The sequence below is a fragment of the Neorhizobium sp. T25_13 genome (assembly GCF_002968675.1).
Lineage (GTDB): Bacteria > Pseudomonadota > Alphaproteobacteria > Rhizobiales > Rhizobiaceae > Neorhizobium > Neorhizobium tomejilense.
The window spans coordinates 83,553-108,498 of sequence record NZ_PVBI01000010.1 but is presented as its reverse complement, the minus strand read 5'-3'; the positions used below and the strand labels follow the sequence as shown (position 1 = coordinate 108,498).

Here is a 24,946-nt window from a genome sequence, read left to right as displayed (position 1 = left end):
GATGCTCAGGACGCCCTTTCGAACGCCACGACAGTCCCCAGAGCCGGCGCGCGATCCTGTCGGTCGGCAGATGCGGGAAGACGAGCGCCAGGATGCGCTGGCGGGTTGCGGAAAGAAAAAGCCTCTCCTGTGTCTTGGCCAAGGGAAAATTGACGGTCATGGGGGTTCCACTCCAGAAGTAGGGACAGAGGAGCCGGGTTACGGCTCTTCTCCAGGGTCAGCCTGAAAACGGGATGACCGATGCTGCCGCCAAGCACGGATCCATCCGGAAGATGCCGGTGAGCCGCCGGCGCCGGTTCGACAAGAAAGCGGAACGAGGCGCTGCTCGCCTCCTCCTCTCCCGCATGCCGCAACAAAAAGAGTGGCCGCGCCGCCGCCTTTGCCCTCAGACCCAGCCTGCGACTTTCGGTGAGCCCAAAATGCTTGGGATTTCCCCGGATTTCGAGAATGACGGCGACAAGAGCCCCGCTCGCCAATGCGGTCTCGGCAAGCCACAGGGCATCGTCCAACTTGCGTGGCGAGGCGTAAAGAATATCCCGGCGGCTCAATCCGAACTGTTTGAGACCGATGGAATAAGGAATTCCGGCCTCCTGCATGGAGACGACATCACAGATCCAGAGAAGCGGCGCCTCGCTCGGCTGTCTCGCCTTGAGGTGAGACGCCAGCGAGAGAGCAAGGCCGCTTGCTGCCCCGGCATCCCCCATCAAATGGGAACGGATTTCCGTGATGCCATCGAGCGGCAGGCCACCTTCCAAGGCGGTATCCATCGGCGGTACGCCGAATGGCAGACGGGGTGGGTTGTTCTTGGATTTCCTGCCCTCCGGATCGGCAGCCGAGTCCGCCTGTTCCGCCGCGGCAAGCGCCGGCAGAGATTTTCCCTCCAATCTGGCGATCTGTTCGCGCAGGGCAAAAAGCGTCTCCTGCGCCGTGGCGTGCTCGGCCATGGCGTCAGCTCCATCTGTACATGTTCTCTTTATGTTCTTATGGATTCCAGAGCTGCCCGAAAGAGTCAACAGCCAAATCCTGGGAATCTTTTCCTTGGATCCTAGGGCGATGATTCTTCACTCGAAAAATATCGCGGGAGGTACTATATGGGCCTGATCAGAAGGAGAGCCTATGGCCCGCATCGACCAGACCGACGATTGGCAGGATCGCCACGCGCCGACGATCAGCACATTCGAGTCGTTGGCGATCGAAGCCTATGGTCATTTACCGGAGGAATTCCGGGCTCTCACCGTCAACCTGACGATCGAGATCGAGGATTTTCCGGACGACGACGTTTTCGAGGATATGGCACTCGAGACGCCTTTCGACCTGCTCGGCCTTTTCGAAGGCCGCGGCATTTCCGAGCGGTTCAACATGGAAACGGGCGAATTGCCGAACCGCATCCGGCTTTATCGCCGGCCGATCCTGGATTACTGGGCGGAAAACGAAGAAACGCTGGGCGATATCATCACCCATGTGCTGATCCACGAGATCGGCCACCATTTCGGCCTCAGCGACGATGACATGGAGCGCATCGAGGCCAGCGCCGACGAAGCTGCACAGCGTTGATCCCCTGACGGGAGCCTATTGCTCGCCGAGCTTCATTTCGGGGTCATATTCCTTGCCGTGAACGGTTTTCGTCACCGCCTGGCCGCACTGCATCTCGCCGGTCGTGGCGTTGAAGGCATAGGTCGGCGAGCCGGAAAGTTCCCAGCCCTTGTTCAGCGCCGCCGTTACCTTGTGGCAGAAGGAAGAATCGTCGGGGCCGCTGAGGAAGCGATACAGTTTCATGGCGTTCTCTTTCTTGCAGCGATGATCCGGGCCGTGGCGGCAAGTCTTTCGGCCTCCGCCAGATGCAGCCTTTCGACCATCTTGCCATTCAGGTTGATGATGTTGAGATGTTGCGCTCCCGGTTCCGCAAAGGCGGCGATCACCGCTTCCGCCTCTTCCACGGCCCGTGGATCCGGCCCGAAATGCCGGTTGGCGGGTTCGATCTGGGCCGGATGGATCAGCATCTTGCCGGAAAAGCCCATGGCACGGCCCTGGGCACATTCCGCTTCGAAGGCTTCCGCATCGCTGAAGTCGTTAAAGACGCTGTCGATCACGTCGATGCCATGGGCGCGGCCGGCGAGCACGATCTGCATCAGCCAGGGCACCAGATAGGCCCGGCCCAGCTGCGGCAGCACGCCTGTTTCCTTGCGCAGGTCGTTGAGGCCGACCACGAAACACTGGAGCCGCTCGTCGACAGGGGCAATCGCCGGCGCATTCAGGACGCCCTTCGGCGTTTCGATCATCGCCCAGATGGCGAGATCGTCCGGAGCACCGGCTTCGGACAGGATATCCGCCACCGCCTGGACCTGCGACATATGCTCGACCTTCGGGATCAGCACGATGTCCGGAGAGACTTCGGTCACGAGATCCATGTCCGCCTTGCCGAACTCGGTTTCGAGCGGGTTGATGCGGATGATCGCTTCCCTGCCCTTGAGCGGGTTTTCCTTAAAGAGCCGGCGCAGGTTCTCGCGGGCCTCGCCCTTCTTTTCCGGCGCGACGGAATCTTCGAGGTCGAAGATCGCCGCGTCGCAATCGAGGCCATGCACCTTTTCCAATGCCCTCGTGTTTCCGGCCGGCACGCTCAGAATCGACCGGCGAGTATGAAAGGAGGCGGATTTGATATCGGTCAAGGCGATCATCGGCGCTTTGTGCCAATCTTTTTGGTCTGCGGCAATACTGCATGCCCAAAGCCCCTTGCAAGAAAGGGCGCAAGGCTCCACATTCCTTGGTGAGAAAGGTATATACCATGCAAAATATTCGCATCTTCTTCGTCATCATATCGGCCATCGCCGTGCTCGCCATGGCAGCACTTCTGACGGCTTCGCTGACCGTCGCCTTTGCCGGCATTCTCGCAGTTCTGTCCATCGGGCGTGCGCTTTCGGCGCGGCTGAAGCCGGTTCCGGTGCGGGCCAAGACAAGCAAGCGCGAGATGCGTGTCTGGAACGACGGCCGCGGCACGATCATCGACCTTTGATCGTTTTAAGCGCTGACTGAGACGAATACGCCGGTTTCCGGCGTGTTGGCGTACCGGTTCACGCCAAACAGGCCTTCAAATCTGCGTCGATTTGCTTTATGGCAGCTTCCGCAGATAAGTCCACCTGGAGGCAGATCATGGAAAAGTTCACCAAGCTCACCGGCGTTGCGGCGCCGCTTCCGGTCATCAATATCGACACGGACATGATCATTCCGAAGGATTACCTCAAGACCATCAAGCGTACCGGTCTTGGCAAGGGTCTCTTCTCGGAAGCCCGCTACAAGGACGACGGTTCTGAAAATCCCGATTTCGTGCTGAACAAGCCGGCCTATCGCAACGCCAAGATCCTGGTCGCCGGTGACAATTTCGGCTGCGGCTCCTCGCGCGAACACGCGCCGTGGGCGCTTCTCGATTTCGGCATCCGCTGCGTCATCTCGACGAGCTTCGCCGACATTTTCTACAATAACTGTTTCAAGAACGGCATCCTGCCGATCGTCGTTTCCCCGGAAGATCTTGAAAAGCTGATGGACGATGCCGAGCGCGGCTCGAACGCCATCCTCTCGATCGACCTGGAAGCCCAGGAAATCACCGGTCCGGATGGCGGCTCCATCCATTTCGACATCGATCCCGGCCGCCGCCACATCATGCTCGAAGGCCTCGACGACATTGCCTCGACGCTGAAGAGCGATGCGGCGATCAGCACTTTCGAAAACAACAACCGAGCCGCTCGCCCCTGGCTCTGATTTCCGGAGCATCCTGATGGTCAAGCGGATTTCCTCCGGATCGCCCTTCGAAGCACGGATCGGCTATTCGCGCGCCGTGGTGGACCGCGACATGGTCTATGTCTCCGGTACCACCGGCTATGACTATGCCAGGATGGAAATGCCCGAAGACGCTGCCGCCCAGACGCGCAACACGCTCGGCACGATCGAAAAAGCGCTGAAAGAGGCCGGCAGCGGCCTCCAGGATATCGTCCGGGTGCGCTACTACCTCACCGACATGGCCGATTACGATGCCATCGTGCAGGTTCTCGGCGAGACCTTCTCCGAGATCCGGCCTGCGGCCACCATGGTCGTGTGCGGCCTCACCACGCCCGAAATGAAGATCGAGATCGAGGTGACCGCCCGCATCGGCGCCGGCAGTCCCTAAAACCTTTCCAGCCTCGTCCTTTGGCAGGCTCGGACGAGGTTATGCCAGGCGCGGAGAACCCGCGCGGGAGGACGCGAGCCTGCGAAACCCGCAAGGACACCAAACGATATGGCAAAGAACCTCTTCCTCCTTCCCGGCGACGGCATCGGCCCCGAAGCCATGGGCGAAGTCCGCAAGATTATCGCCTATATGAACAGCGCCATGAAGGCCGATTTCGTCCTCGACGAAGGACTGGTCGGCGGCTGCGCTTATGATGCCCATGGCGCTGCCATTTCCGAAGAGGACATGAGCAAGGCCATGAATGCAGATGCCGTGCTTTTCGGCGCCGTCGGCGGCCCGAAATGGGACCAGGTTCCCTATGAGGTGCGCCCGGAGGCCGGCCTCCTGCGGCTGCGCAAGGACATGGAGCTGTTTGCCAACCTGCGTCCGGCCATCTGCTATCCGGCGCTTAGCGCCGCTTCCTCCCTGAAGCCGGAACTGGTCGAAGGCCTCGACATCCTGATCGTCCGCGAATTGACCGGCGGCGTCTATTTCGGCGAGCCGAAGGAAATCGTCGACCTCGGCAACGGCCAGAAGCGCGGCATCGATACCCAGGTCTACGATACCTATGAGATCGAGCGTATCGCCGGCGTCGCCTTCGAGCTTGCCCGTACCCGTAAGAACGCCGTCTGCTCCATGGAAAAGCGCAACGTCATGAAGTCGGGCGTGCTCTGGAACCAGGTGGTCACCGAGACGCACAAGGCGAAATATTCCGACGTCAAGCTCGACCACATGCTGGCCGATGCCGGCGGCATGCAGCTGGTCCGCGCTCCGAAACAGTTCGACGTCATCGTCACCGACAACCTGTTCGGCGACATGCTCTCCGATGTCGCGGCCATGCTGACCGGCTCGCTCGGCATGCTGCCTTCCGCATCGCTCGGCGCACCCGACGCCAAGACCGGCAAGCGCAAGGCGCTTTACGAGCCGGTGCACGGTTCGGCGCCAGACATCGCCGGCACCGGTGTTGCCAACCCGATCGCCATGATCGCCTCGTTCGCGATGTGCCTGCGTTACTCGTTCAATATGGTCACGGAAGCCGACAATCTCGAAAAGGCGATTGCCAACGTGCTCGATCAGGGCATCCGCACCGGCGACATCATGGCCGAAGGCGCCCGCAAGGTCGGCACCGCTGAGATGGGCGATGCGATTCTCAAGGAATTCGCAAGCCTCTCCGCCTGATACACCGATCGAGGTGCCTTTCCGTCGCGGCGGAAAGGCACCTCGACATTGCGCTCGGCATCCCGCTACCCATATTGCGGAATCTATGGGAAGAAGCGGCGCGGGATCGGTCCCGCGCCACGGAAGAGGCCGATGAAACGGACAATCGAAAAACTGAAACATCGGCGGTATCGCTATCCATCCGGACCGCCTTCGCCGCGATGGCTGCCTTATGCGCTGGTCACGATCAACCTGATCCTGATCGCCTTTTTCCTGCTCGATGCCCCGGTTGGCTCCTATGCCGCCCATACGCCCAACGTGCTGCTGCCGATCGGCAAGGCGATTACCGATTTCGGCACGTCCGGCTGGATCCTCTTTGCGGCAGCGCTCCTTTTCTTCGAAGCGCTCGCCGTTATCCGGCTCGCGCCCGGCCTGAAAGCCCGCTTCCAGGCGATGCTGGTCAGCCATATCGCGGCTTATATCTTTGTCGCCGTTGCCGGCTCCGGCCTTCTCGTCAACCTGGTGAAGCGCATCATCGGACGCGCCCGGCCAGGACTTTACGAGCAATGGGGCTTTTACGGTCTCAATCCCTTTTCCGGCTCCCGGTTCGAAAGCTTTCCTTCCGGTCACGCAACCACCGTCGGTGCATTCCTGATGGCGTTGGCGCTGCTCGCTCCGCGCTACCGCCTGTTCTTTCTGATCATGAGCTTCTGGCTCGGTTTTTCGCGCGTCATCGTCGGAGCCCATTATCCGAGCGACGTGATTGCCGGCCTCTCCTTCGGCGCCTGGTTCTCGGTCATCATGGCGATCGTGTTTTCCCGCTACGGGCTGCTCTTCCGGCAGGAGCCTGACGGCTGGCCGGTTCCGCGCCGGCCCATTCCTCTCCTCCTGCGCCCCAATCGGGCGACAGTGCCATTTCCGCTCCGCGGCATTCCGCCGAAGCGGGAGGCAGGCGAAAACACCAATGACCTGACATGAAAAAGCCCGGCGCAGAGAACTGCGCCGGGCTTTTCATTTTGGCGGGTTGCCGGGGGAAGAACCCCGGGAACGAAACCCTTATTCGGCGTGGATGTCCCGGTCCTTGGTTTCCGGCAGGAACAGCAAGCCGATCACCAGCGTGATGCCGGCAAATACGATCGGATACCAGAGACCATAGTAGATATCGCCCTTGGCGGCACTCATCGCGAAGGCCGTTGCCGGCAGAAGACCGCCGAACCAGCCATTGCCGATATGGTAAGGCAGCGACATGCCGGTGTAGCGGATGCGGGTCGGGAAGAGTTCGACCAGCAGTGCCGCGATCGGGCCGTAGACCATGGTCACGTAGATCACCAGAACCGTCAGGATGGCGATGATCGTCACCCAGTTGACCGCCTGCGGATTTGCCACCATCGAGAAGGCGCCGGAGTTCGGGATGGTATAGACTGCCATCTCGGTCACGCCAGTGGCTTCCTGTGCGGTCAGCAGCTTCTGCGTAACCAGGTCAGGACCCGTGACCGAAGCCTTGGCGCCGGCGCGAATGGCGGCGGCATCGAGCTTCAATTCCGGATTGGCTGTGATGAAGCCATCCAGCTTTGCTTCCGGCACCTTGGAGGCCGCACGAGCCAAGGGATATCCGCTCGCCTGCAGTGCAACATTCACCTGCTTCTGGAAGGAAGCATCCTTGGCCTTGGCGTCAGCGCCGGATGCGATGGCATCATAGCTGGCGATCGTCGAATTGCCGATCTTCACCGTGGCCGGCGTACCGGCTGGACCTGCAACAACCTCGTAAGGGACCGAATTGCGGGTCAGGAACGAAGTTGCGATGTCGCAGGACGTGGTGAACTTTGCCGTACCAGTCGGGTTGAACTGGAATTTGCAGTCGCCAGGAGCTGCCGCAACCGTCGCACGCACGGTTTCCTGAGCTTGAGCCAGAGCAGGGTTACCTGCCCAGGTCATGGCCTTGAACAGCGGGAAGTAGGTCACCATCGCCAGGAGCAGCCCGGCCATGATGATCGGCTTGCGGCCGATCTTGTCGGAAAGCCAGCCGAAGAAGACGAAGAAGCCGGTGCCGAGAAGGAGCGAAGCAGCAACCATCAGGTTCGCGGACTGCGCATCGACCTTGAGAATGTTCTGCAGGAAGAACAGTGCGTAGAACTGGCCGGAATACCAGACGACGGCCTGGCCGACCACTGCACCGAACAGAGCGAGAAGCGCGATCTTCGCGTTCCGCCATGTGCCGAACGCCTCAGTGAGCGGAGCCTTGGATCCCTTGCCTTCTTCCTTCATTTTCTTGAAGGCGGGCGACTCGTTCATCTTCAGACGAATCCAGACCGAAACGCCGAGCAGGATGACCGAGAGAAGGAACGGAACGCGCCATCCCCAGGCAGCGAATGCTTCACGACCCATGGCCATCTGAACGCCGAGAATGACGACCAGCGACAGGAAGAGGCCGAGTGTGGCCGTGGTCTGAATCCACGAGGTGAAGAAGCCGCGCCGGCCATGCGGCGCATGTTCCGCCACGTAGGTCGCGGCACCGCCGTATTCGCCGCCGAGCGCCAGGCCCTGAAGCATGCGCAGTGCGACCAGCAGGATCGGAGCGGCAATGCCGATGGACGCTGCGCCGGGCAGGATGCCGACCAGGAAGGTTGAAAAACCCATGATCAGAATGGTGACGAGGAAGGTGTATTTGCGGCCGACGAGGTCGCCAAGACGGCCGAACACAAGCGCGCCGAAAGGACGGACAAGGAAGCCCGCCGCAAAGGCCAAGAGGGCAAAGATGTTCCGGGTCGTTTCCGGATACTGGCTGAAGAAGGCTGCCCCGATAAAGGTGGCCAGTGAACCATAGAGATAGAAATCGTACCATTCGAATACGGTGCCGAGCGAAGAAGCGAAGATAACCTTCTTCTCTTCCCGCGTCATCGGTCCGGCCTTTGCGCCGGCCGTAATTGCGACATCTGCCATTGTCGTCCTCCCTCAAGATGAAAATCGCGTGCCGGCTCCAAGCCCGTTTCCTCCTGGCCTAGGATATGGCGACGCATTGTCGCAGATTGCCAGAATTCAAGGGCTAAGGAGAGCGATGCTTTGGGATTATGACTTTCGTCTAATATCGCGCCTGCCGTGCACAGCGGATGCTGCGGCGCGGCATAATGGCAATGCGGTGCATCACCTGCGTCAGCCATCGCTTGACTCGTTGCGAAAATCTTTTAAACAGCTTCGCGAACGGGAAGACACCCACATGCGCGCCTGCGAATTCCATATCGCTGCTTCCGCACTGCCGGCCATCCAGGCTGCGCAGCGGGCGTGTTTTGCCGCTTTCTCCAAAACCAAGGCCAAAACGACGACGAAAACCGTCTGACGTCTCTGGCCGCCGCTCTCTCCCCGGATGGCCGGGGACAAGGAATTCCGCGAGTTGATCGCGGCTTCCCCCTCACCAGATCGAGGAGAGACAGAAAGAGAGCACAAAATGGGTTTCAAGATCGCAGTCGCCGGTGCAACCGGCAATGTCGGCAGGGAAATGCTGACGATCCTTTCCGAGCGCGGCTTCCCGGTCGACGAAGTCGTGGCGCTGGCATCCGCCCGTAGCCAGGGAACCGAAGTTTCGTTCGGCGACCGGACGCTGAAGGTTTCCAACCTGGAAAACTACGATTTTTCCGACACCGATATCTGCCTGATGTCGGCAGGAGGCGAGGTTTCCAAGAAGTGGTCGCCGAAGATCGGCGCCCAGGGCTGCGTCGTCATCGACAACTCGTCCGCCTGGCGTTACGATCAGGACGTTCCGCTGATCGTTCCGGAAGTGAACCCCGATGCGATCTCCGGCTTTACCAAGCGCAACATCATCGCCAATCCGAATTGCTCGACCGCTCAGCTCGTAGTCGCCCTGAAGCCGCTGCACGACTTCGCCAAGATCAAGCGCGTCGTCGTCTCGACCTACCAGTCGGTCTCCGGCGCCGGCAAGGAAGGCATGGACGAGCTCTTCACCCAGACCCGCGCCGTCTTCGTCGCCGATCCGGTCGAATCCAAGAAGTTCACCAAGCGGATCGCCTTCAACGTCATCCCGCATATCGATAGCTTCATGGAAGACGGCTATACGAAGGAAGAGTGGAAGGTTCTCGCCGAAACCAAGAAGATGCTCGACCCGAAGATCAAGGTGACCTGCACCGCCGTGCGCGTTCCGGTCTTCATCGGCCATTCGGAATCGGTCAATATCGAGTTCGAAAACGAGATCAGCGCGGATCAGGCCCGGGATATCCTCCGCGAAGCTCCGGGGTGCCTCGTCATCGACAAGCATGAAAACGGCGGCTACATGACGCCTTACGAATGCGCCGGCGAGGATGCCACCTACATTTCCCGTATCCGTGAGGATGCGACGGTGGAAAACGGCCTCAATATCTGGGTCGTTTCCGACAACCTGCGCAAGGGTGCCGCGCTCAACGCCATCCAGATCGCCGAATTGCTCGTCAATCGCGGCCTGATCAAGCCGCGCAAGGCTGCTGCCTGATAAATAATAAATTTATTAAGCATGTTCCGATAGAAACCCCGTCAGAAATGGCGGGGTTTTTCTTTCGAATCACCTACATCACAAACTATTCATGAACGGGTGAGTTGCGATTGTCCGCAACCGCCGCCATAAGGCCGAAACAAAACACATTATCCGGACGCTTTTGACTTAAGCGATCCGGCTCTCGGGACGGGTTTGACCGCATGAAGAAGATTTTGCTGGCAGGATTGATCGCAACCGGTTTCATGACCGCTAGTCCGGCTGTTGCCGCGCTCCAATGCGGCAACGATTCATCCGGCTTCGCCCGCTGGGTCGAAGAATTCAAGCGGGTTGCACCTTCGAGCGGCGTCAACCCTTCCGTCGTCGAAAAGGCTTTTTCGAGCGTCTCCTACAACCGCGCGACCATCAGCGCCGATCGCGGCCAGAAAAGCTTCAAGCTCTCCTTCGAAGACTTCATGAAGAAACGCGGCGGGGCCGCCATCATCTCCCGCGGCAAGGGCATGAAATCCGGCAACGCTTCGCTGTTTGCGCAGATCGAACGCCGCTACGGCGTGCCGGCCGGCCCGATCATCGCCATCTGGGGCATGGAAACCGGTTTCGGCAGCTTCATGGGTGATCAGCACACGCTTTCCGCCGTCGCGACGCTCGCTTACGATTGCCGCCGCTCCGCCTATTTCACCGAGCAGCTTTATGCGGCCCTTCAGCTCGTCGGCCGAGGCGATCTGAGCGTCACCGCCCGCGGTGCTGCCCATGGAGAGATCGGCCAGACCCAGTTCCTGCCGCTGAACGTCGTCCGCTACGGCGCCGATGGCGACGGCGACGGCCATATCGACATGGTCCGTTCGCGTGCCGACGCGCTCGCCTCGACCGCCAACTTCCTGAAGGGCCACGGCTGGAGGCCAGGTGCCGGTTACCAGCCGGGCGAGCCGAACTTCGGCGCTATCCAGGGCTGGAACGCCGCGAGCGTCTACCAGAAGGCGATCGCCTATATGGGCGCGCAGATCGACGGCCAATAAGCCCGCCGGCCATCAAGCTTCGCTTCACCTGAAAAAATTCAGGCCGACGCCTGTTCGGCCTGCTCCGGCGGTTCGGTGAGGTCCGGGCGGACGAAATCGCCCTTGCTGTCCATGATCCAGAGCTCCCCGGTCGAAATGTCGAACCAGGCACCGTGAATGCCGAGTTTCCCTTCTTCGTCGAGTTTGCGAACAAAGGGGAACGTCTGCAGATTGGCGATCGAATTGCGGATCGAGACCCGCTCCAGCGCCGTCTGGCGTTCGGCCTGCGTCATGAACTCGTTGTTCTGGATCTGCTCGGCGGCGGGCCTCACCAGTCCCATCCACTTGCCGATGAAGTCGCCCGGCGACAACGGCTCGATGGCAGGGTCGAGAGCTGCCCGGATGCCGCCGCAACGGCCATGGCCCATCACCACGATATTGTCGATCTCCAGCACCTGAACGGCATATTCGAGCGCTGCCGAGGTGGCGTGAAACTGGCTGTCGGGCTCGTAGGGCGGCACCATGTTGGCAACGTTGCGCACGACAAAAAGTTCGCCCGGCCCGCAATCGAAAATGGTCTCCGGCGCAGACCGGGAGTCACAACAGGCAATCAGCAGCGTGTGGGGCTTCTGCCCGCTATCCGCCAGCACCCGGTAACGCTCGCGTTCGTCACTATAGCGACCGCTCATGAAATTGCGGTAGCCCGCCAGAAGTCTGTCAGGAAAATCCGTCATGGAGCAACGATTATAGCGCCGTCGAGCGAAGATCAACGGCCATTGTGCATCTGCGAACTCCCGAGGCCTATTACCGCTTGATCCGCTGCAAGGGATGCACGAGCCGGCGCATCTGAACCATCGCCATGGGAGTGGAAAGGCTCGACGCGTCCGTCTCCAGCGTCAGTTCGTCGCCACCGCGTTTGGCCGTGCGCGCAAGGACTTCGAAAACACTCGCGGTTGCCAGCTGCAGCGCCTTTTCCTCCTCCATTCCGGCCAGGATTCGCCCGAGGAACAGCGCTCCCAGGAGGTCGCCGAGCCCGTTCGGCGGATTGTCGATCAGCCGGTGTTCGGCAAGCAGCGCATGTTTGCCCGTCAGGTAGAGATTGCCGGTACCACCCGCCATCATCGGCACGGCCGAGGTCACCAGGATGCGCGGCGGCCCGAGTGCGATTGCGGCATCCATGATATCGTTGTTGGTCTCGAGCGGTGCCCCGGAAAGCCAGGCGAGTTCGTAGCGGTTCGGGGTGGCGATCGTCGCAAGCGGAATGAGTTCGTCGCGGATCGCTTCCGCCGTCGGCTGCGGAATATAGAGCCCGCCGAGATCGCCCATAACAGGATCGCAGACATAGAGAAGGCCCGGGTTTTTCTCCTTCAGCGCCCTTATCAGCCGCGCCACCGAACGCGGCTGGGCGGCATTACCGAAATAACCGGTCAGCACCGCCTTCACTTCTCCGAGCCATGGCGCGCGAATAAGATCGTCTATAGCCTTGTCGAAATCTGATTCGGGAAAGGTCAGCCGTGTAGAAGGCCCATGACCGGGATGCCAGGGGAGGACGACGGTCGGCATTGCCCAGACGGGAAATCCCAGCGTCTCGAGCGCGAAGACGGCGGCGCGATTGCCGACCGAGCCGCGCACGACATGGCTGGAGATGACGAGGACGGCACTGCTGGTATCCTGCATGAGATTGCTTTCCGGCTACGATGGCCCTGTTGATCGTTTCTTCGTCGCCGCATGTCAACAAGCCTTCACGGAACAATGAAACGTGTAGTGCCGACGGACATGGATCAGCCACGTTGCTGCACGATGACACACATCTAATTTATTCCGTCCGGGGACGGAAAAAGGGGAGAGGGACATGGCCGTCAGGCAGAATCCGAAACGGGAAAAACAGATCGAAAGCGCGCGCAAGATCGTCGCTGCGAGCAAGGGGCCGCATCTCGACCCGCTCATCCTGTTCGCGCGGGCCAGCACTGACGACATCGAAAGCTATACGCCGGAAATGCTGGCGCTTTCCGCCAATCATGCAGCCGAGCGGCTGATGGCCTGGACGCGGATCCGGGCCGACATCACGGTGGAACCAATCGCCGGTGTAGAGCCGGACGGAATTCCGGTCTCGGTGCTGACCGTCGTCGACCGCAACATGCCCTTTTTGTTCGACTCGGTCATGGGCGAGGTGACCGCCACCCACCGCGACCTCACCATGGCAGTTCATCCGATCCTGGTCGTTGAGCCGGGCAAGGAACCAGCGCTCCGTTCCAACGAACAGCCCAGCAACCCGGCTCATCATGTGAGCCTCATCCAAATCCATCTTTCGCCGCTCAACGAAGAACAGGCCGCTTCGCTCACCGAGCGCATTCGTTACATCCTCGACCAGGTTCATCTGTCGATCACCGACTGGGGCTCCATGCTGGAAGTCCTCGACGGGGCCGCCAAGCAGCTCAGCAATTCGACAAGCCGCCGCAAGGCCGATCGCGACGAGGCGCTCGCCTTCCTGGACTGGCTGCGCGACGACAACTTCACCTTCCTCGGCATGCGCGAATACGTCTATTCCGGCAAGGGCGCCAACGCCAAGGTCGAACGCGGCAAGGGCCGCGGTCTCGGCATCCTCTCCGATCCGGATGTGCTGGTGCTGCGCCAGGGCAAGGACGCGGTGACGACCACGCCGGAAATCCTCGAGTTCCTCGACGGCCCCGATTTCCTGATCGTCACCAAGGCCAATGTGAAATCCGTAGTGCACCGCCGCGCCTATATGGATTATGTCGGCGTCAAGCGCTTCGACGAAAAGGGCGAAGTGGTCGGCGAGCTGCGCGTCGTCGGCCTTTTCACGGCAACCGCCTATACCCACTCCGTGCGCGACATCCCTCTCCTGCGCGCCAAGACCGGCCGGGTGGAGGAGCAGTTCGGCTTCGATCCCGACAGCCATTCCGGCCGCATGCTGGAAAACACGCTCGAATCCTATCCGCGTGACGACCTCTTCCAGATCGATGTCGATCTGCTGGCCCGCTTCTGCGAGCAGATCATGGAACTGAGCGAGCGTCCGCGCGTCCGGGTCCTGCCGCGCATCGACCATTTCGACCGTTTCGTCTCGGTGATCGTCTATGTGCCTCGCGAGGACTACAATTCCCTGGTCCGCGAGAAGGTCGGCGACTACCTGACCAAGGTCTATGACGGCCACGTCTCCGCCTATTATCCGGCTTTCCCGGAGGGCGGCGTCGCCCGCGTCCACATGATCATCGGCCGACGCGGTGGCAAGACGCCGCGGATCGCGCAGGGCAAGCTCGAGGAAGCGATCCGGCTCATCGCCACCCCCTGGGAGGACCGCTTCGCAGCGCTTGCGGAGAAGGGGCCGCGGCTCTCCGTTACCCAGGCCTTCCAGGAAGCCTTCTCGCCCGAGGAAACCTTCGCCGACCTGCCGGACATCGCCGCCTGCGCCGCCGGCGAAACGATCCGCATCGCCTTCTATCGCCGCCCCGGCGACGCCGCCAACACCGTGTCCCTGAAGATCTTCCACAAGGACCGGCACCTGTCGCTCTCCCGCCGCGTGCCGCTTCTCGAAAACCTCGGCTTCCACGCCGTCAGCGAGCAGACGTTCGAGATCGAGGTCGGTCCGGAAAACGACCGCAAGCTGATCGTCCTCCACGACATGGAACTGCAGCTCGGCGACGGGCGCGAGGTCGACTTGTCCCGCGAAGGCCTGGCTCTGGAAGAGGCCTTTCTCTCCGCCTTCGAAGGCCTGATCGACAATGACACCTTCAACCGGCTGGTTCTGCTGGCCGGCCTGTCCGCCCGCGAAGTCACGGTGCTGCGCGCATATTCCCGTTATCTGCGCCAGACCGGCATCGTTTACTCGCAGGCCTATATCGCCGACACCCTGGTGAAATACCCGGCCATATCCGCCGCCATCTTCCGCCTCTTCCGCGACGGCTTCGACCCGAAGATCACTGAGAAGGCCCGCGTCAAGAAACTCACCGACCATCACGCCGAAATCGAGGAAGCGCTCGGCAACGTGCCCAATCTCGATGAGGACCGCACCCTTCGACGTTTCGTCAATGCGGTCGATGCCACGCTCCGGACCAACTACTTCCAGCGCGATGCCAATGGCGCCCCGCACCGGATGTTCGCCTTCAAGCTCGATCCGAAGCTGCTCGACGGCCTGCCGGAGCCCCGTCCCTTCCGGGAAATCTTCGTCTACGGCACCGAGGTCGAAGGCGTGCATCTGCGCTTCGGCAAGGTTGCGCGCGGCGGCCTGCGCTGGTCGGACCGCGGCGAGGACTATCGGACGGAAATCCTCGGCCTCGTGAAGGCGCAGCAGGTCAAGAACGCCGTGATCGTGCCGGTTGGCGCCAAGGGCGGCTTCTTCCCGAAAATGCTGCCGCCGGCAGGCGCGCGCGACGCATTCTTCAATGCCGGCAAGGAGGCCTACAAGACCTTCATCCGCACCCTCCTGTCGATCACCGACAATATCGTCGGCGCCGACATCGTCGGGCCGCCCGATACGATCCGCCTCGATGGCGACGACCCCTATTTCGTGGTTGCCGCCGACAAGGGCACGGCGACCTTCTCCGATACCGCCAACGGCCTGGCGCAGGAAGCCGGCTTCTGGCTGGACGATGCCTTCGCCTCCGGCGGTTCGGTCGGTTACGACCACAAGAAGATGGGCATCACCGCGCGCGGCGCCTGGGAAGCCGTGAAACGGCATTTCCGCGAGAAAGATATCGACATCCAGACGACGCCGTTCACGGTCGCTGGGGTCGGCGACATGTCCGGCGACGTCTTCGGCAACGGCATGCTGCTGTCGCGCAAGATCCGCCTCATCGCCGCCTTCGACCATCGCGATATCGTCATCGATCCGGATCCGGATCTCGAAAAGTCCTTCGCCGAGCGCGAACGCATGTTCGCCCTGCCCCGTTCGAGCTGGCAGGATTACGACAAATCGACCCTTTCCGAAGGGGCGATGGTCATTTCCCGCTCGGAGAAGTCTGTAAAGCTCACCAGGCAGGCCGCTGCCGCAATCGGTATCGACAAGACGACGGCGACGCCCTTCGAGATCATGACCGCGATCCTGAAGAGCCCGGTCGACCTCCTCTGGTTCGGCGGCATCGGCACCTATATCAAAGCAACCTCCGAAACCGATACGGAAGTCGGCGACCGCGCCAATGATCCGATCCGCATCACCGCGGCGGAAGTGCGCGCCAGCGTCATCGGCGAAGGCGCCAATCTCGGCATGACCCAGAAGGGCCGCATCGCCTACTCGCTGAACGGCGGGCGCTGCAATTCCGACGCGATCGACAATTCCGCCGGCGTCAACTGCTCCGACGTCGAGGTCAATATCAAGATCGCCCTCAATTCGGCCATGCAGGATGGGCGGCTTGCCCGCGACAAGCGGAACCAGCTTCTCGCCTCGATGACCGAAGAAGTCGGCCATCTCGTGCTGCGCAACAACTATCTGCAGCCGCTGTCGATCTCGCTGACCGAACGCAAGGGTACCGGCAACCGCGAAGAGCTTTCACGGCTGATGTCCGTGTTGGAGGCGCAAGGCCAGCTCAATCGCAAGGTCGAAACTCTGCCCGATGATGCGGAGCTTGCGGAGCGTTATTCCTCCGGCAGGCCGCTGACCCGGCCAGAAATCGGCGTGTTGCTCTCCTATTCGAAGATCGTTCTCTTCGATGCCCTGCTCGACAGCAGCCTGCCGGACGACCCCTATTTCTCGGCTGTCCTGAAGGCCTATTTCCCGGCCAGGATGCAGAAGGCTTACGCGGGAGATATCCAGTCCCACCGCCTGCATCGCGAAATCGTCGCGACCACGCTCGCCAACGAGGCGATCAACCGCGGCGGCCCGGGTTTTGTGCAGCAGATGAGCGATATGACCGGCGCTACGGCGGCAAATGTCGTCAAGGCCGCCTTCCTCGCCCGCGACGGCTTCGAACTTCCCAAGCTTTGGGCCGAGATCGATGCGCTGGATGGAAAAATCCCCGGCCAGCTGCAGAACGATCTCTACGCCCGCACCACCGAGACCTTCGCGGAAGCAACCCGCCTCATCCTGCAGACGCAGGTCGGCACCGGCGACGTGGACGGCGCGATGAGCCGCCTCAAGGCCGCGATCAAGGGGCTGCGCTCGTCGCTCGCCGGCGGAGATTTCGTGGAAACCGCGGCCCGCGCCTCGGAACTCGAAGCGCAGGGCATACCGGCATCGCTTGCCCGTGAAATCCTGTTGCTGTCGACGCTGGTCCTGGTGCCGGAGATCATGCTGATCGCCGACCGCACCGGTGAAACCATGGCGCGCGCCACCGAGAGCTATTTCACTGTTACCGAAACCTTCCGCATCAACCGGCTGATCGGCGCAGGCGAACGTATCAGCACTTCGGAACACTACGAGAGCCTGGCGCTCTCCCGTAGCCTGCAGCAGCTCGCCTCGGCGCGCCGCGACATCGTCATCGCCGCGATGACTGCCCATCCGAAGGAGAAGAAGCCTTTGGAAGCCTGGGTCGGCGGCGACCGGGTGCGGGTGAACCGCATCGGTGCCGAACTGGTGACCTTGAGCGAAAGCGGCGAGTTGACGCTTCCGAAGATCACCGTCGCGGCCGGCCTCCTGAACGATCTTGCGCATGGTCGGGCGATGTAGGACAACGAACCGAACTGGCTGATCCGGGGGAAAAATGGCCGTTACTGATGGGGACGAAGCGCCGGCAAAAACGAGCCGGCGCGGCATCTGGGGCTGGATGTTCTTCGATTGGGCGGCCCAGCCGTTCTTCACCGTCGTCACCACCTTCATCTTCGGCCCCTATTTCGTCTCCAGGCTGACCGAGGATCCGGTCTCGGCGCAGGCGGCCTGGAGCAACATGGCGACGGTCTCGTCGCTGGTCATCGCCGTATTCTCCCCCATCCTCGGCTCGATCGCCGACCAGGCCGGCCCCCGAAAACCGTGGATCGCCTTTTTTGCGATGATCAAGATCGCCTGTGTCTCGGCCCTTTGGTTCGCAGTGCCCGGTTCGCCGATCATCTGGCCGATGATCTTCATGATCTTCGCGTCGATCGCCGCGGAGTTCTCGACCGTCTTCAATGATTCGATGATGCCGCGGCTGGTCTCCAAGGACGATGTCGGGCGGATCTCCAACGTCGCCTGGGGGCTCGGTTATCTCGGCGGCATGATCGTGCTGATTGCCGTCGTGGCGTTGCTCGCAGCCAATCCCGAGAGCGGGAAAACCCTGATAGGCATCCCCCCGCTTTTCGGCCTCGATCCGCATCTCGGCGAGGACGCGCGGATCACCGGTCCGATCTCCGCCCTCTGGTATTTCCTGTTCATCCTGCCGATGTTCTTCTTCACGCCGGACGCCGTGAAAGGCCTGCCGCTCGCCGCGGCGGTCCGCTCCGGCATAAGGGAACTTGGCGGCACGCTGCGGGACCTGAGGCAGCGCACCGGCATCGCGAAATTCCTGGTCGCCCGCATGCTCTACCAGGACGGCGTCAACGGCCTGCTGATCCTCGGCGGCACGTTTGCGGCCGGGATGTTCGGCTGGGCGACGATCGAGATCGGCATCTACGGCATCATCCTGAACGTCGTGGCGATTTTCGGCTGCATCGTCGCCGGTTGGCTCGACCGCCTGCTCGGCTCGAAGATCGTCGTGATCATCAGCCTCGTCCTGTTGCTGGTGGCCACTCTCGGCATCATCTCCACCGGCCCTGGCTTCGTCTTCTTCGGCCTTCTGCCTCTTTCGGCAGAGGATAGCGGCGGCCTGTTCGGCACCGCGGCGGAAAAAGCCTACATCCTGTTCGGATTGCTGATCGGCATCGCCTTCGGCCCCGTCCAGGCCTCGTCCAGATCCTATCTCGCCCGCAGCGTCAGCCTTTCGGAGACCGGCCGCTATTTCGGCATCTACGCGCTGTCCGGCCGGGCGACGAGCTTCCTCGCCACGCTGCTCTTCTCGCTCATGACCTATGCCAGCGGCTCCGCCCGGCTCGGCATGGCGACGCTGCTGATCTTCCTCGTGGCGGGGTTGCTGCTGCTGTTTGCCACACCGTATCCGGCAAACAGGAAGTAGAGACGGATAGCTATTTGGTCGGGACATGGATCCTCGGGTCGAGCCCGAGGATGACGGAGTGCGCGGGTCAAACAGAGAAAAGCGGAGCGCCGCAGCTTGCTCAAATCTCTCTTTGGGCAGCCTGAAACACCCTTTCCGTCGTCATCCTCGGGCTTGACCCGAGGACCCACGCCGCACGCTCAGAGCATACCATCCAGCAACATCAATGCCGGAAATGCCGCATTCCCGTGAATACCATCGCCACACCATGCTCGTCGGCGGCGGCGATCACTTCGTCGTCGCGCATCGAACCGCCCGGCTGGATGACCGCCGTGGCCCCGGCGGCAATCGCCGAAAGCAGGCCGTCCGCGAACGGGAAGAACGCTTCCGAGGCAACGGCGGAACCCTTGGTCATCGGCTCGGCCCAGCCCATGGCCCTGGCCGCCTCTTCCGCCTTGATGCCGGCAATGCGGGCGGAATCGATGCGGCTCATCTGACCGGCGCCGATGCCCGCCGTCTGGCCGTTCTTGGCGTAGACGACCGCATTCGACTTCACGTGCTTGGCGACCTTGAAGGCAAACTTCATGTCTTCGAGTTCGGTCGGCGTCGGAGCGCGCTTGGTGACGACGCGCAGGTCGATATCCTCGACCATGCCGTTGTCGCGGGTCTGGACCAGCAGGCCCCCCGAAACGGTCTTCGCCGTCAGGCCGCGCGAACGCGGGTCCGGCAGGCCGCCGGTCACCAGCAGGCGCAGGTTCTTCTTGGCCGCGATGATCGCCTGGGCCTCGTCGGAAACCGCAGGCGCAATGATCACTTCCGTAAACAGCTTGACGATCTCTTCGGCCGTCTCCGCGTCCAAAAGCTGGTTGACTGCAATGATGCCGCCGAAGGCCGAGGTGGAATCGCAGGCGAGTGCCCGCAGATAAGCTTCCTTGAGGCTCGGGCCGGTTGCGACGCCGCAGGGGTTCGCATGCTTGATGATCGCGCAGGCCGGCGCCTTTTCCGGCGAGAATTCGGCGATCAGCTCGAAGGCGCCGTCGGTGTCGTTGATATTGTTGTAGGAAAGCTGCTTGCCCTGAAGCAGTTTTGCGGTCGCCACGCCCGGACGATTTTCGCCAGTCACGTAGAAGCCGGCGCTCTGGTGCGGGTTCTCGCCATAGCGCATCTCTTCCTTCAGCACGCCGCCGATCGTCCGGTAGCGCGGGATCTCGATGTCCAGCGCTTCCGCAAACCAGTTCGAGATCGCCGTGTCATAGGCGGCCGTGCGGGCATAGGCCTTGGCGGCGAGCTTCTGGCGGAAGGCATAGACGGTCTGCCCGTCATTCGAGCGCAGCGCCTCGATCAGCGCCGGGTAGTCAGAAGGATCGGTGACGGTGGTCACATAGGCATGGTTCTTGGCGGATGCGCGGATCATCGCCGGTCCGCCGATATCGATATTTTCGACCGTCGTCGGATAGTCGCCGCCGGCGGCGCGCACTTCCTCGAACGGGTAGAGGTTGATGACGGCAAGATCGATGCCCTCGATATCGTGTTCCTTCATCGCCGCGACATGTTCCGCATCGTCGCGGATCGCCAGCAGGCCGCCATGCACGGTCGGGTGCAGCGTCTTCACCCGCCCGTCCATGATTTCCGGAAAACCGGTCACTTCCGATACGTCGGTCACGGCAAGGCCCGCGGCGGCGATCGCGTTGTGCGTACCGCCCGTCGACAGCAGCTTCACGCCCCGCTCGGTGAGGGCCTTGGCAAGCTCGATGATGCCGGTCTTGTCGGAGACCGAGAGCAGCGCGGTGCGGATCCTGATGCGGTCGGGAGCGGGGATTTTCTTGGAAACGACGGCCATCGGTCTCTCCTGGAAAGGCGCCGCGGGACCCGGCGCGAAGGTAAGATGGCCGCCCGTTAGCACAGCTTGGCGGAAGAAGAAACGGCCTATTCGCCGCGTCTCAGCATCCAGCGTATTTCCGAAGTCTCCGGCGGAGAAAACTCGATGACGAGCTGCTGGCTCGGCCGCACGCCGGAAACGTCGGCAAAGAAGATGTCCTCGTCGATCATCACCTGCAGCCCCGGTGCCGCAAAGATCCAGGTCTCTCCATCAGGCGCCCGCATCGTGACACTTTCCTCATCGCGCCGCGAAAGGTTGATAACGGGATGGATGTGGAAGCGCGCCACCGCCAGGAACGGCCCGCTTTCGGCCGCCTCGCCCTCCGGCAGGAAGAGCCTATCGTGGCCCTTGATCTTGTTGCCCTTCACATTGAGGCCGATCTCGCGTTCGTGGAAATAACCGAACTGGTGGACGTAGCCGTCGTGGCTCGCCCGCAGCCAGTCATTGCCATGCAAGTCGTCCCAGCGCTCGACCTCCACCTCCGACACGCCGCCGAGCAGCATTGAGCCTGCGAAGCGGGACCGGATGATGCGACTGGACGACGTCTCGTTGAGCGTCACGGTCGAATGGGCCGGCGTCGAGCGCGCCATGTGCCGGTAGTTCCGGCCTGCATATTTCGGCGAGCCGCAATTGACGATGAAGCGGTGCCGGCCGGCCGACATCTCGAAGGACAGGCAGCCCGCATGCGCCCCGCGGGAAAGCCCTGGAGAGAGCGGGCGGCCGGTATCGACGATCAGCGTCGTGCCGTCCGCCGAGAGGCGATGATAGTTCATGTGCGGCAGCGCCTTGAACGGCTTGCCGGCCGTCTCGTCATAACGCAGCACCGACATCAACTCGCTCGCGGGCGTCGAGCTCGCACCGTTGAACAGCGCGAGATCGCCGTCCTGGTGGCGAAAGAAGCGGAGCGCCGGATACATGCGATCGATCGTCGGAATGAGTTTTTGCGGCAGGTCGTGGCCGAGATTGATATAGGTCTGGCGGAGCGGCAGGAGATCGATCAGCAGGTCGAGTACCGCACGTGGATTGCGCGACACATGCCCGCCATCGGCAAGGATCTGGCGTTCCAGCTCCCGATCCAGCCGCCTGCCCTCGCGCCGGATATAGGCGGCCCGCGTCGGCATCGAGATCGAGGCCATGGCAAGCGCGATCCTGAGCCTCAGCCGCGTATCGCCCTCGGGCGTGCAGCCGGCTACCTTCCTGAGATACCGGACCTGATAGGCGAGGCTTTTCATGAAACGGCGGTAGAAGCCGGCTTCTGCGCCCTGCATCACGACGGTGGAATGTGAAAGCCAGGCGATCACCCGCTCCGCTGCGACATGCGCTTCCCACGCAATGCCCTGCGGCCGTCGGCCATAAAGCGCAATCCAGTCCGCGACCACCTGACGGGCGCTGGCACAGGCGGCTTCCGTCTTGTTGGTGCGGATATGGCGGAGCCAGGCGAAAGAATGCAGCCGCTCTGCTGCCGCCCGCGACGGCAGCTCGACGGAGAACGGCGATTGACCGTAGGTTTCGAGAATCCGCCCCGCGAGCGGGAACCGGCCTTCCAGGATTTCCTCCGCCACGAACGGATCGAGCGCCCTCAGATCAGTTGGCGCGACGATCAGCCGATCCGGCACCTGCATGGAAAACGAAGTCGCGGCCAAGCGGAATCCGGCGGAACGCCGGCAAAGGCGCCGCCAGATTTCCCGCAAGCCGAAGGACATCAGCCTTCGGCGATCCGCGAGCCGCATCTTCAATCTGGAATACTCCGCAGGAATCAGCCTCCGCCCCGCCGGCGGGAATCAACTATTAGATTGTTCGAAAGTATCAGCCCGTATGGTGAAGAAAACCTTACCGCACCTGAAGGACGCTCGCGAAGAAGCCATCCATGCCGCCAACAAAATTTTCGCTGGCGGGCAGCATGGCCGGCGTGGTGCGGAATTCGCCGAGCGGCGAGATCGCCCCTTCCAGCCCCGGCCAGTTCTCAGGGTTGACGGCCATGCGTCTCAATTCGGGATGGTCCTTGAGCACGCGCACGACCAGTTCCTCCCCCTCCAGCGAATCGAGAGAGCAATTGGAGAAAACGATAATGCCGCCCGGTTTCACCAGCGTGACGGCGTGCCGCAGCATCTTTTCCTGCAGAGCCGCGAGCTTCGTTACATCCTCCGGTCCCTTGGTCCAGAACACATCCGGATGCCGGCGCGTCGTGCCGGTCGAGGAACAGGGCGCATCGAGCAGCACGCCGTCCAGCGGCTCCGCCGGCTTGAAATCGAAAAGGTCGCCGCCGACCAGTTCCGCCTCGTAACCGAGCCGACCGAGGTTTTCTTTCAGCCGCGCCAGCCGGTTGCCGGATTGCTCGACGGCGATCACCTCGGCACCAGCCGCGATCAGCTGCGCCGTCTTGCCGCCGGGGGCGGCGCAGAGGTCGGCGACCTTCTTGCCCTTCAGATCGCCAAACAGCTTTGCGGGAATGCTGGCGGCGACATCCTGCACCCACCAGGCGCCTTCGTCGAACCCTTCGAGCGCGGAAACCGCGCCATCGAAGGCCGCGAGGCGGATGCTGCCGGTCGGCAGAACCGTGCCGCCGAGCTTTTCGGCCCAGGCAGCGGGATCGGTTTTCACCGTCAGGTCGATGGCAGCCGGAACAAGCTGAGCTTCGGCGATACGATCCGCCTCCGCCTCGCCATAGAGGGCGACCAGGCGCTTGCGGAACCAGGCCGGCACCGGGGAAATGGTGGCGGTCGCGGCAAGGATATCGTCCTTTTCCCGGTCCAGCCGGCGCAGGACCGCATTTACGAGCTTGGCGAAACGGCGGTTGCGCGGGTCGCGATTGGCCTGTTCGACCGCGAGATCGACGGCCGCATGCGGCGGCACGTCGAGATGCAGGATCTGCGCGGCAGCAATCACCAGCACGTGGTGAAGCGCCCGAGCGCCTTCCGGCAACGGCGTGTCGATCAGCGAAGCGATCGCCGCCTCGATGCGCGGCAGATGACGGAGTGCGGTATTGAGGATGGCGCGCGTCAGCGCCCTATCGGCATCGCTGAGCGCCCTATAGGCCGGATTGCCATGGACGAGGTCGAGCATGCCGTCGAGCGAGATCTTACGGTCGACAACAGCCGCCAGAAGCTTTGCGGCCGTGACCCGAACCTCGAGACCTGCCTTGAAGGGACCGCTTTCCTTCTCCGAGTGAGCCGGTTTCCTGCGCTGTTCCGCAGGTTTGCCTGCTGGCTTGTAAGGCTTCTTGTTCTTCTTGGCTTCGTTCAAGACCAGGGACCTTTGCGCGGTTCATCCGAGCCGCGACCCCAACCGGTATTCGGAACGGAGCGCGCGGTGCGCTGCGGTCTATCAGCCTGGAACCCGGCCGTCGAGGCACTGGCCCGAGAACCACCGGGGAACTGGCCGGCCATCTGCTGCAGCGCGGCGATCCGGTTGCCGGTATCCGGGTGGGTAGAGAACAGGTTGTCCATGCGCTCGCCCGACAGCGGGTTGATGATGAACATATGCGCCGTCGCCGGGTTGCGCTCGGCCTCGTAGTTCGGGATCTGATGCGCCGCACCGGCGATCTTGCCGAGTGCGGAGGCGAGCCACAAAGGATTGCCGCAGATCTCGGCACCGCGCCGGTCGGCCGAATATTCGCGTGTCCGGCTGATCGCCATCTGCACCAGCATCGCCGCGAACGGCGCGACGATCATCGCCACCAGCACGCCGACAAAACCAAGCGGGTTGTTGTTCTCGCGATTGCCGCCGAAGAAGAAGGCGAAATTGCCGAGCATCGAAATCGCGCCCGCAAGCGTCGCGGTGATCGTCATCGTCAGCGTGTCGCGGTTCTGGATATGCGCGAGTTCATGCGCCATCACGCCCGCCACTTCCTCGTGCGTCAGGCGCTGCATCAGCCCGGTGGAAGCCGCGACAGCGGCATTCTGCGGATTGCGGCCGGTCGCAAAGGCGTTCGGCTGCGGATTGTCATAGACATAGACCTTCGGCATCGGCAGACCGGCATTGGCCGAAAGATCGCGGATCATGTTGTAGAATTCCGGCGCGCTGCGGGCATCGACCTCCTGCGCATGATAGGCCGACAGCACCATCTTGTCGGAATTCCAGTAGGAAAACAGGTTCATGCCGGCAGCGATCACCAGAGCGATCATCATGCCGCCCGTGCCGCCGATCAGGAAGCCGATCCCCATGAACAGGGCCGTCATGAAGGCCAGAAGCATGGCGGTGCGCATTACATTCATCGTCATCTCT

At 62.0% G+C, this 24,946-nt stretch carries 21 protein-coding genes; 11 read left to right on the top strand and 10 right to left on the bottom strand.

The annotated features are described in order from the left end of the window. Positions 1-5: 5 nt before the first annotated feature. A complete protein-coding gene (locus C5J22_RS22440) occupies positions 6-944 on the bottom strand; it encodes an ImuA family protein (protein ID WP_105440050.1) in 939 nt (312 codons plus the stop codon). A 172-nt stretch (positions 945-1,116) separates the two neighbouring features. Between C5J22_RS22440 and C5J22_RS22435 the strand changes: the two genes are divergently transcribed. Further along, on the top strand, positions 1,117-1,554 hold the full coding sequence (locus C5J22_RS22435; RefSeq protein ID WP_038547261.1) for a metallopeptidase family protein: 438 nt from the start codon (positions 1,117-1,119) through the stop codon (positions 1,552-1,554). Between the two features lie 15 nt (positions 1,555-1,569). Here the strand turns inward: C5J22_RS22435 and C5J22_RS22430 are convergent, their stop codons facing one another. Both C5J22_RS22430 and C5J22_RS22425 read right to left on the bottom strand, forming a co-directional pair. After that, positions 1,570-1,776, bottom strand: a complete 207-nt coding sequence (locus tag C5J22_RS22430) for a DUF1737 domain-containing protein (protein ID WP_007764402.1) — start codon at positions 1,774-1,776, stop codon at positions 1,570-1,572. Beyond that, entirely contained in the window at positions 1,773-2,675 is a 903-nt protein-coding gene (locus tag C5J22_RS22425) for a CoA ester lyase (RefSeq protein ID WP_105440049.1), read from the bottom strand. Before C5J22_RS22425 ends, C5J22_RS22430 begins: the two co-directional genes overlap by 4 nt. A gap of 107 nt (positions 2,676-2,782) precedes the next feature. Here C5J22_RS22425 and C5J22_RS22420 point away from each other — a divergent pair, with 107 nt between their 5' ends. The 5 genes from C5J22_RS22420 to lpxE all read left to right on the top strand — a co-directional run bounded on the left by C5J22_RS22420 (position 2,783) and on the right by lpxE (position 6,334). Further along, positions 2,783-3,010: a hypothetical protein gene (locus tag C5J22_RS22420; protein WP_105426426.1), complete on the top strand. Its 228-nt coding sequence runs from the start codon at positions 2,783-2,785 to the stop codon at positions 3,008-3,010. Positions 3,011-3,147: 137 nt separating this feature from the next. Then, entirely contained in the window at positions 3,148-3,753 is a 606-nt protein-coding gene (gene leuD, locus C5J22_RS22415; protein WP_046634664.1) for a 3-isopropylmalate dehydratase small subunit, read from the top strand. A 16-nt stretch (positions 3,754-3,769) separates the two neighbouring features. Continuing rightward, positions 3,770-4,159 carry a RidA family protein gene (locus tag C5J22_RS22410; protein WP_046636724.1) on the top strand — a complete coding sequence of 130 codons (390 nt, stop codon included), beginning with the start codon at positions 3,770-3,772 and terminating at the stop codon, positions 4,157-4,159. Positions 4,160-4,267: 108 nt separating this feature from the next. Further along, positions 4,268-5,377, top strand: a complete 1,110-nt coding sequence (leuB, locus tag C5J22_RS22405) for a 3-isopropylmalate dehydrogenase (protein ID WP_105440048.1) — start codon at positions 4,268-4,270, stop codon at positions 5,375-5,377. A 132-nt stretch (positions 5,378-5,509) separates the two neighbouring features. Continuing rightward, entirely contained in the window at positions 5,510-6,334 is an 825-nt protein-coding gene (lpxE, locus tag C5J22_RS22400) for a lipid A 1-phosphatase LpxE (protein WP_105440047.1), read from the top strand. A 78-nt stretch (positions 6,335-6,412) separates the two neighbouring features. Here the strand turns inward: lpxE and C5J22_RS22395 are convergent, their stop codons facing one another. Further along, on the bottom strand, positions 6,413-8,296 hold the full coding sequence (locus C5J22_RS22395; RefSeq protein ID WP_105440046.1) for an MFS transporter: 1,884 nt from the start codon (positions 8,294-8,296) through the stop codon (positions 6,413-6,415). A 76-nt stretch (positions 8,297-8,372) separates the two neighbouring features. On the opposite strand from C5J22_RS22395, the gene C5J22_RS31330 reads away from it, so the two are divergent. The 3 genes from C5J22_RS31330 to C5J22_RS22385 all read left to right on the top strand — a co-directional run bounded on the left by C5J22_RS31330 (position 8,373) and on the right by C5J22_RS22385 (position 10,849). Beyond that, a complete protein-coding gene (locus tag C5J22_RS31330; protein WP_172746746.1) occupies positions 8,373-8,690 on the top strand; it encodes a hypothetical protein in 318 nt (105 codons plus the stop codon). Between the two features lie 108 nt (positions 8,691-8,798). After that, the gene (locus C5J22_RS22390; RefSeq protein WP_105440045.1) at positions 8,799-9,833 is read left to right on the top strand and encodes an aspartate-semialdehyde dehydrogenase; all 1,035 of its coding nucleotides are present in this window, start codon (positions 8,799-8,801) and stop codon (positions 9,831-9,833) included. Between the two features lie 203 nt (positions 9,834-10,036). Next, positions 10,037-10,849, top strand: a complete 813-nt coding sequence (locus tag C5J22_RS22385) for a lytic transglycosylase domain-containing protein (protein ID WP_105440044.1) — start codon at positions 10,037-10,039, stop codon at positions 10,847-10,849. A 38-nt stretch (positions 10,850-10,887) separates the two neighbouring features. On the opposite strand, the gene C5J22_RS22380 is transcribed toward C5J22_RS22385, so the two are convergent. Further along, positions 10,888-11,562: a carbonic anhydrase gene (locus C5J22_RS22380; RefSeq protein WP_105440043.1), complete on the bottom strand. Its 675-nt coding sequence runs from the start codon at positions 11,560-11,562 to the stop codon at positions 10,888-10,890. Positions 11,563-11,632: 70 nt separating this feature from the next. Then, positions 11,633-12,505 carry a pyridoxal kinase PdxY gene (gene pdxY / locus C5J22_RS22375; RefSeq protein ID WP_037086250.1) on the bottom strand — a complete coding sequence of 291 codons (873 nt, stop codon included), beginning with the start codon at positions 12,503-12,505 and terminating at the stop codon, positions 11,633-11,635. Between the two features lie 175 nt (positions 12,506-12,680). Between pdxY and C5J22_RS22370 the strand changes: the two genes are divergently transcribed. Both C5J22_RS22370 and C5J22_RS22365 read left to right on the top strand, forming a co-directional pair. Next, entirely contained in the window at positions 12,681-17,447 is a 4,767-nt protein-coding gene (locus tag C5J22_RS22370; RefSeq protein ID WP_105440042.1) for an NAD-glutamate dehydrogenase, read from the top strand. Positions 17,448-17,481: 34 nt separating this feature from the next. Continuing rightward, positions 17,482-18,864 (top strand): MFS transporter, encoded by a 1,383-nt coding sequence (locus C5J22_RS22365; protein WP_105440041.1) that lies wholly within the window; start codon positions 17,482-17,484, stop codon positions 18,862-18,864. 202 nt (positions 18,865-19,066) lie between these two features. On the opposite strand, the gene purH is transcribed toward C5J22_RS22365, so the two are convergent. The 4 genes from purH to htpX form a co-directional block, all read right to left on the bottom strand. Then, complete coding sequence (purH, locus tag C5J22_RS22360) at positions 19,067-20,683, bottom strand: bifunctional phosphoribosylaminoimidazolecarboxamide formyltransferase/IMP cyclohydrolase (protein ID WP_105440040.1); 1,617 nt, start codon at positions 20,681-20,683, stop codon at positions 19,067-19,069. 86 nt (positions 20,684-20,769) lie between these two features. After that, positions 20,770-22,452: a heparinase II/III family protein gene (locus tag C5J22_RS22355; RefSeq protein WP_105440133.1), complete on the bottom strand. Its 1,683-nt coding sequence runs from the start codon at positions 22,450-22,452 to the stop codon at positions 20,770-20,772. Between the two features lie 100 nt (positions 22,453-22,552). Continuing rightward, positions 22,553-23,971 carry an RsmB/NOP family class I SAM-dependent RNA methyltransferase gene (locus tag C5J22_RS22350; protein ID WP_105440039.1) on the bottom strand — a complete coding sequence of 473 codons (1,419 nt, stop codon included), beginning with the start codon at positions 23,969-23,971 and terminating at the stop codon, positions 22,553-22,555. Further along, positions 23,962-24,936, bottom strand: coding sequence for a zinc metalloprotease HtpX (gene htpX / locus C5J22_RS22345; protein WP_105440132.1), 975 nt, complete (start codon positions 24,934-24,936; stop codon positions 23,962-23,964). The genes C5J22_RS22350 and htpX overlap by 10 nt, the downstream gene beginning before the upstream one ends. Positions 24,937-24,946: the final 10 nt, after the last annotated feature.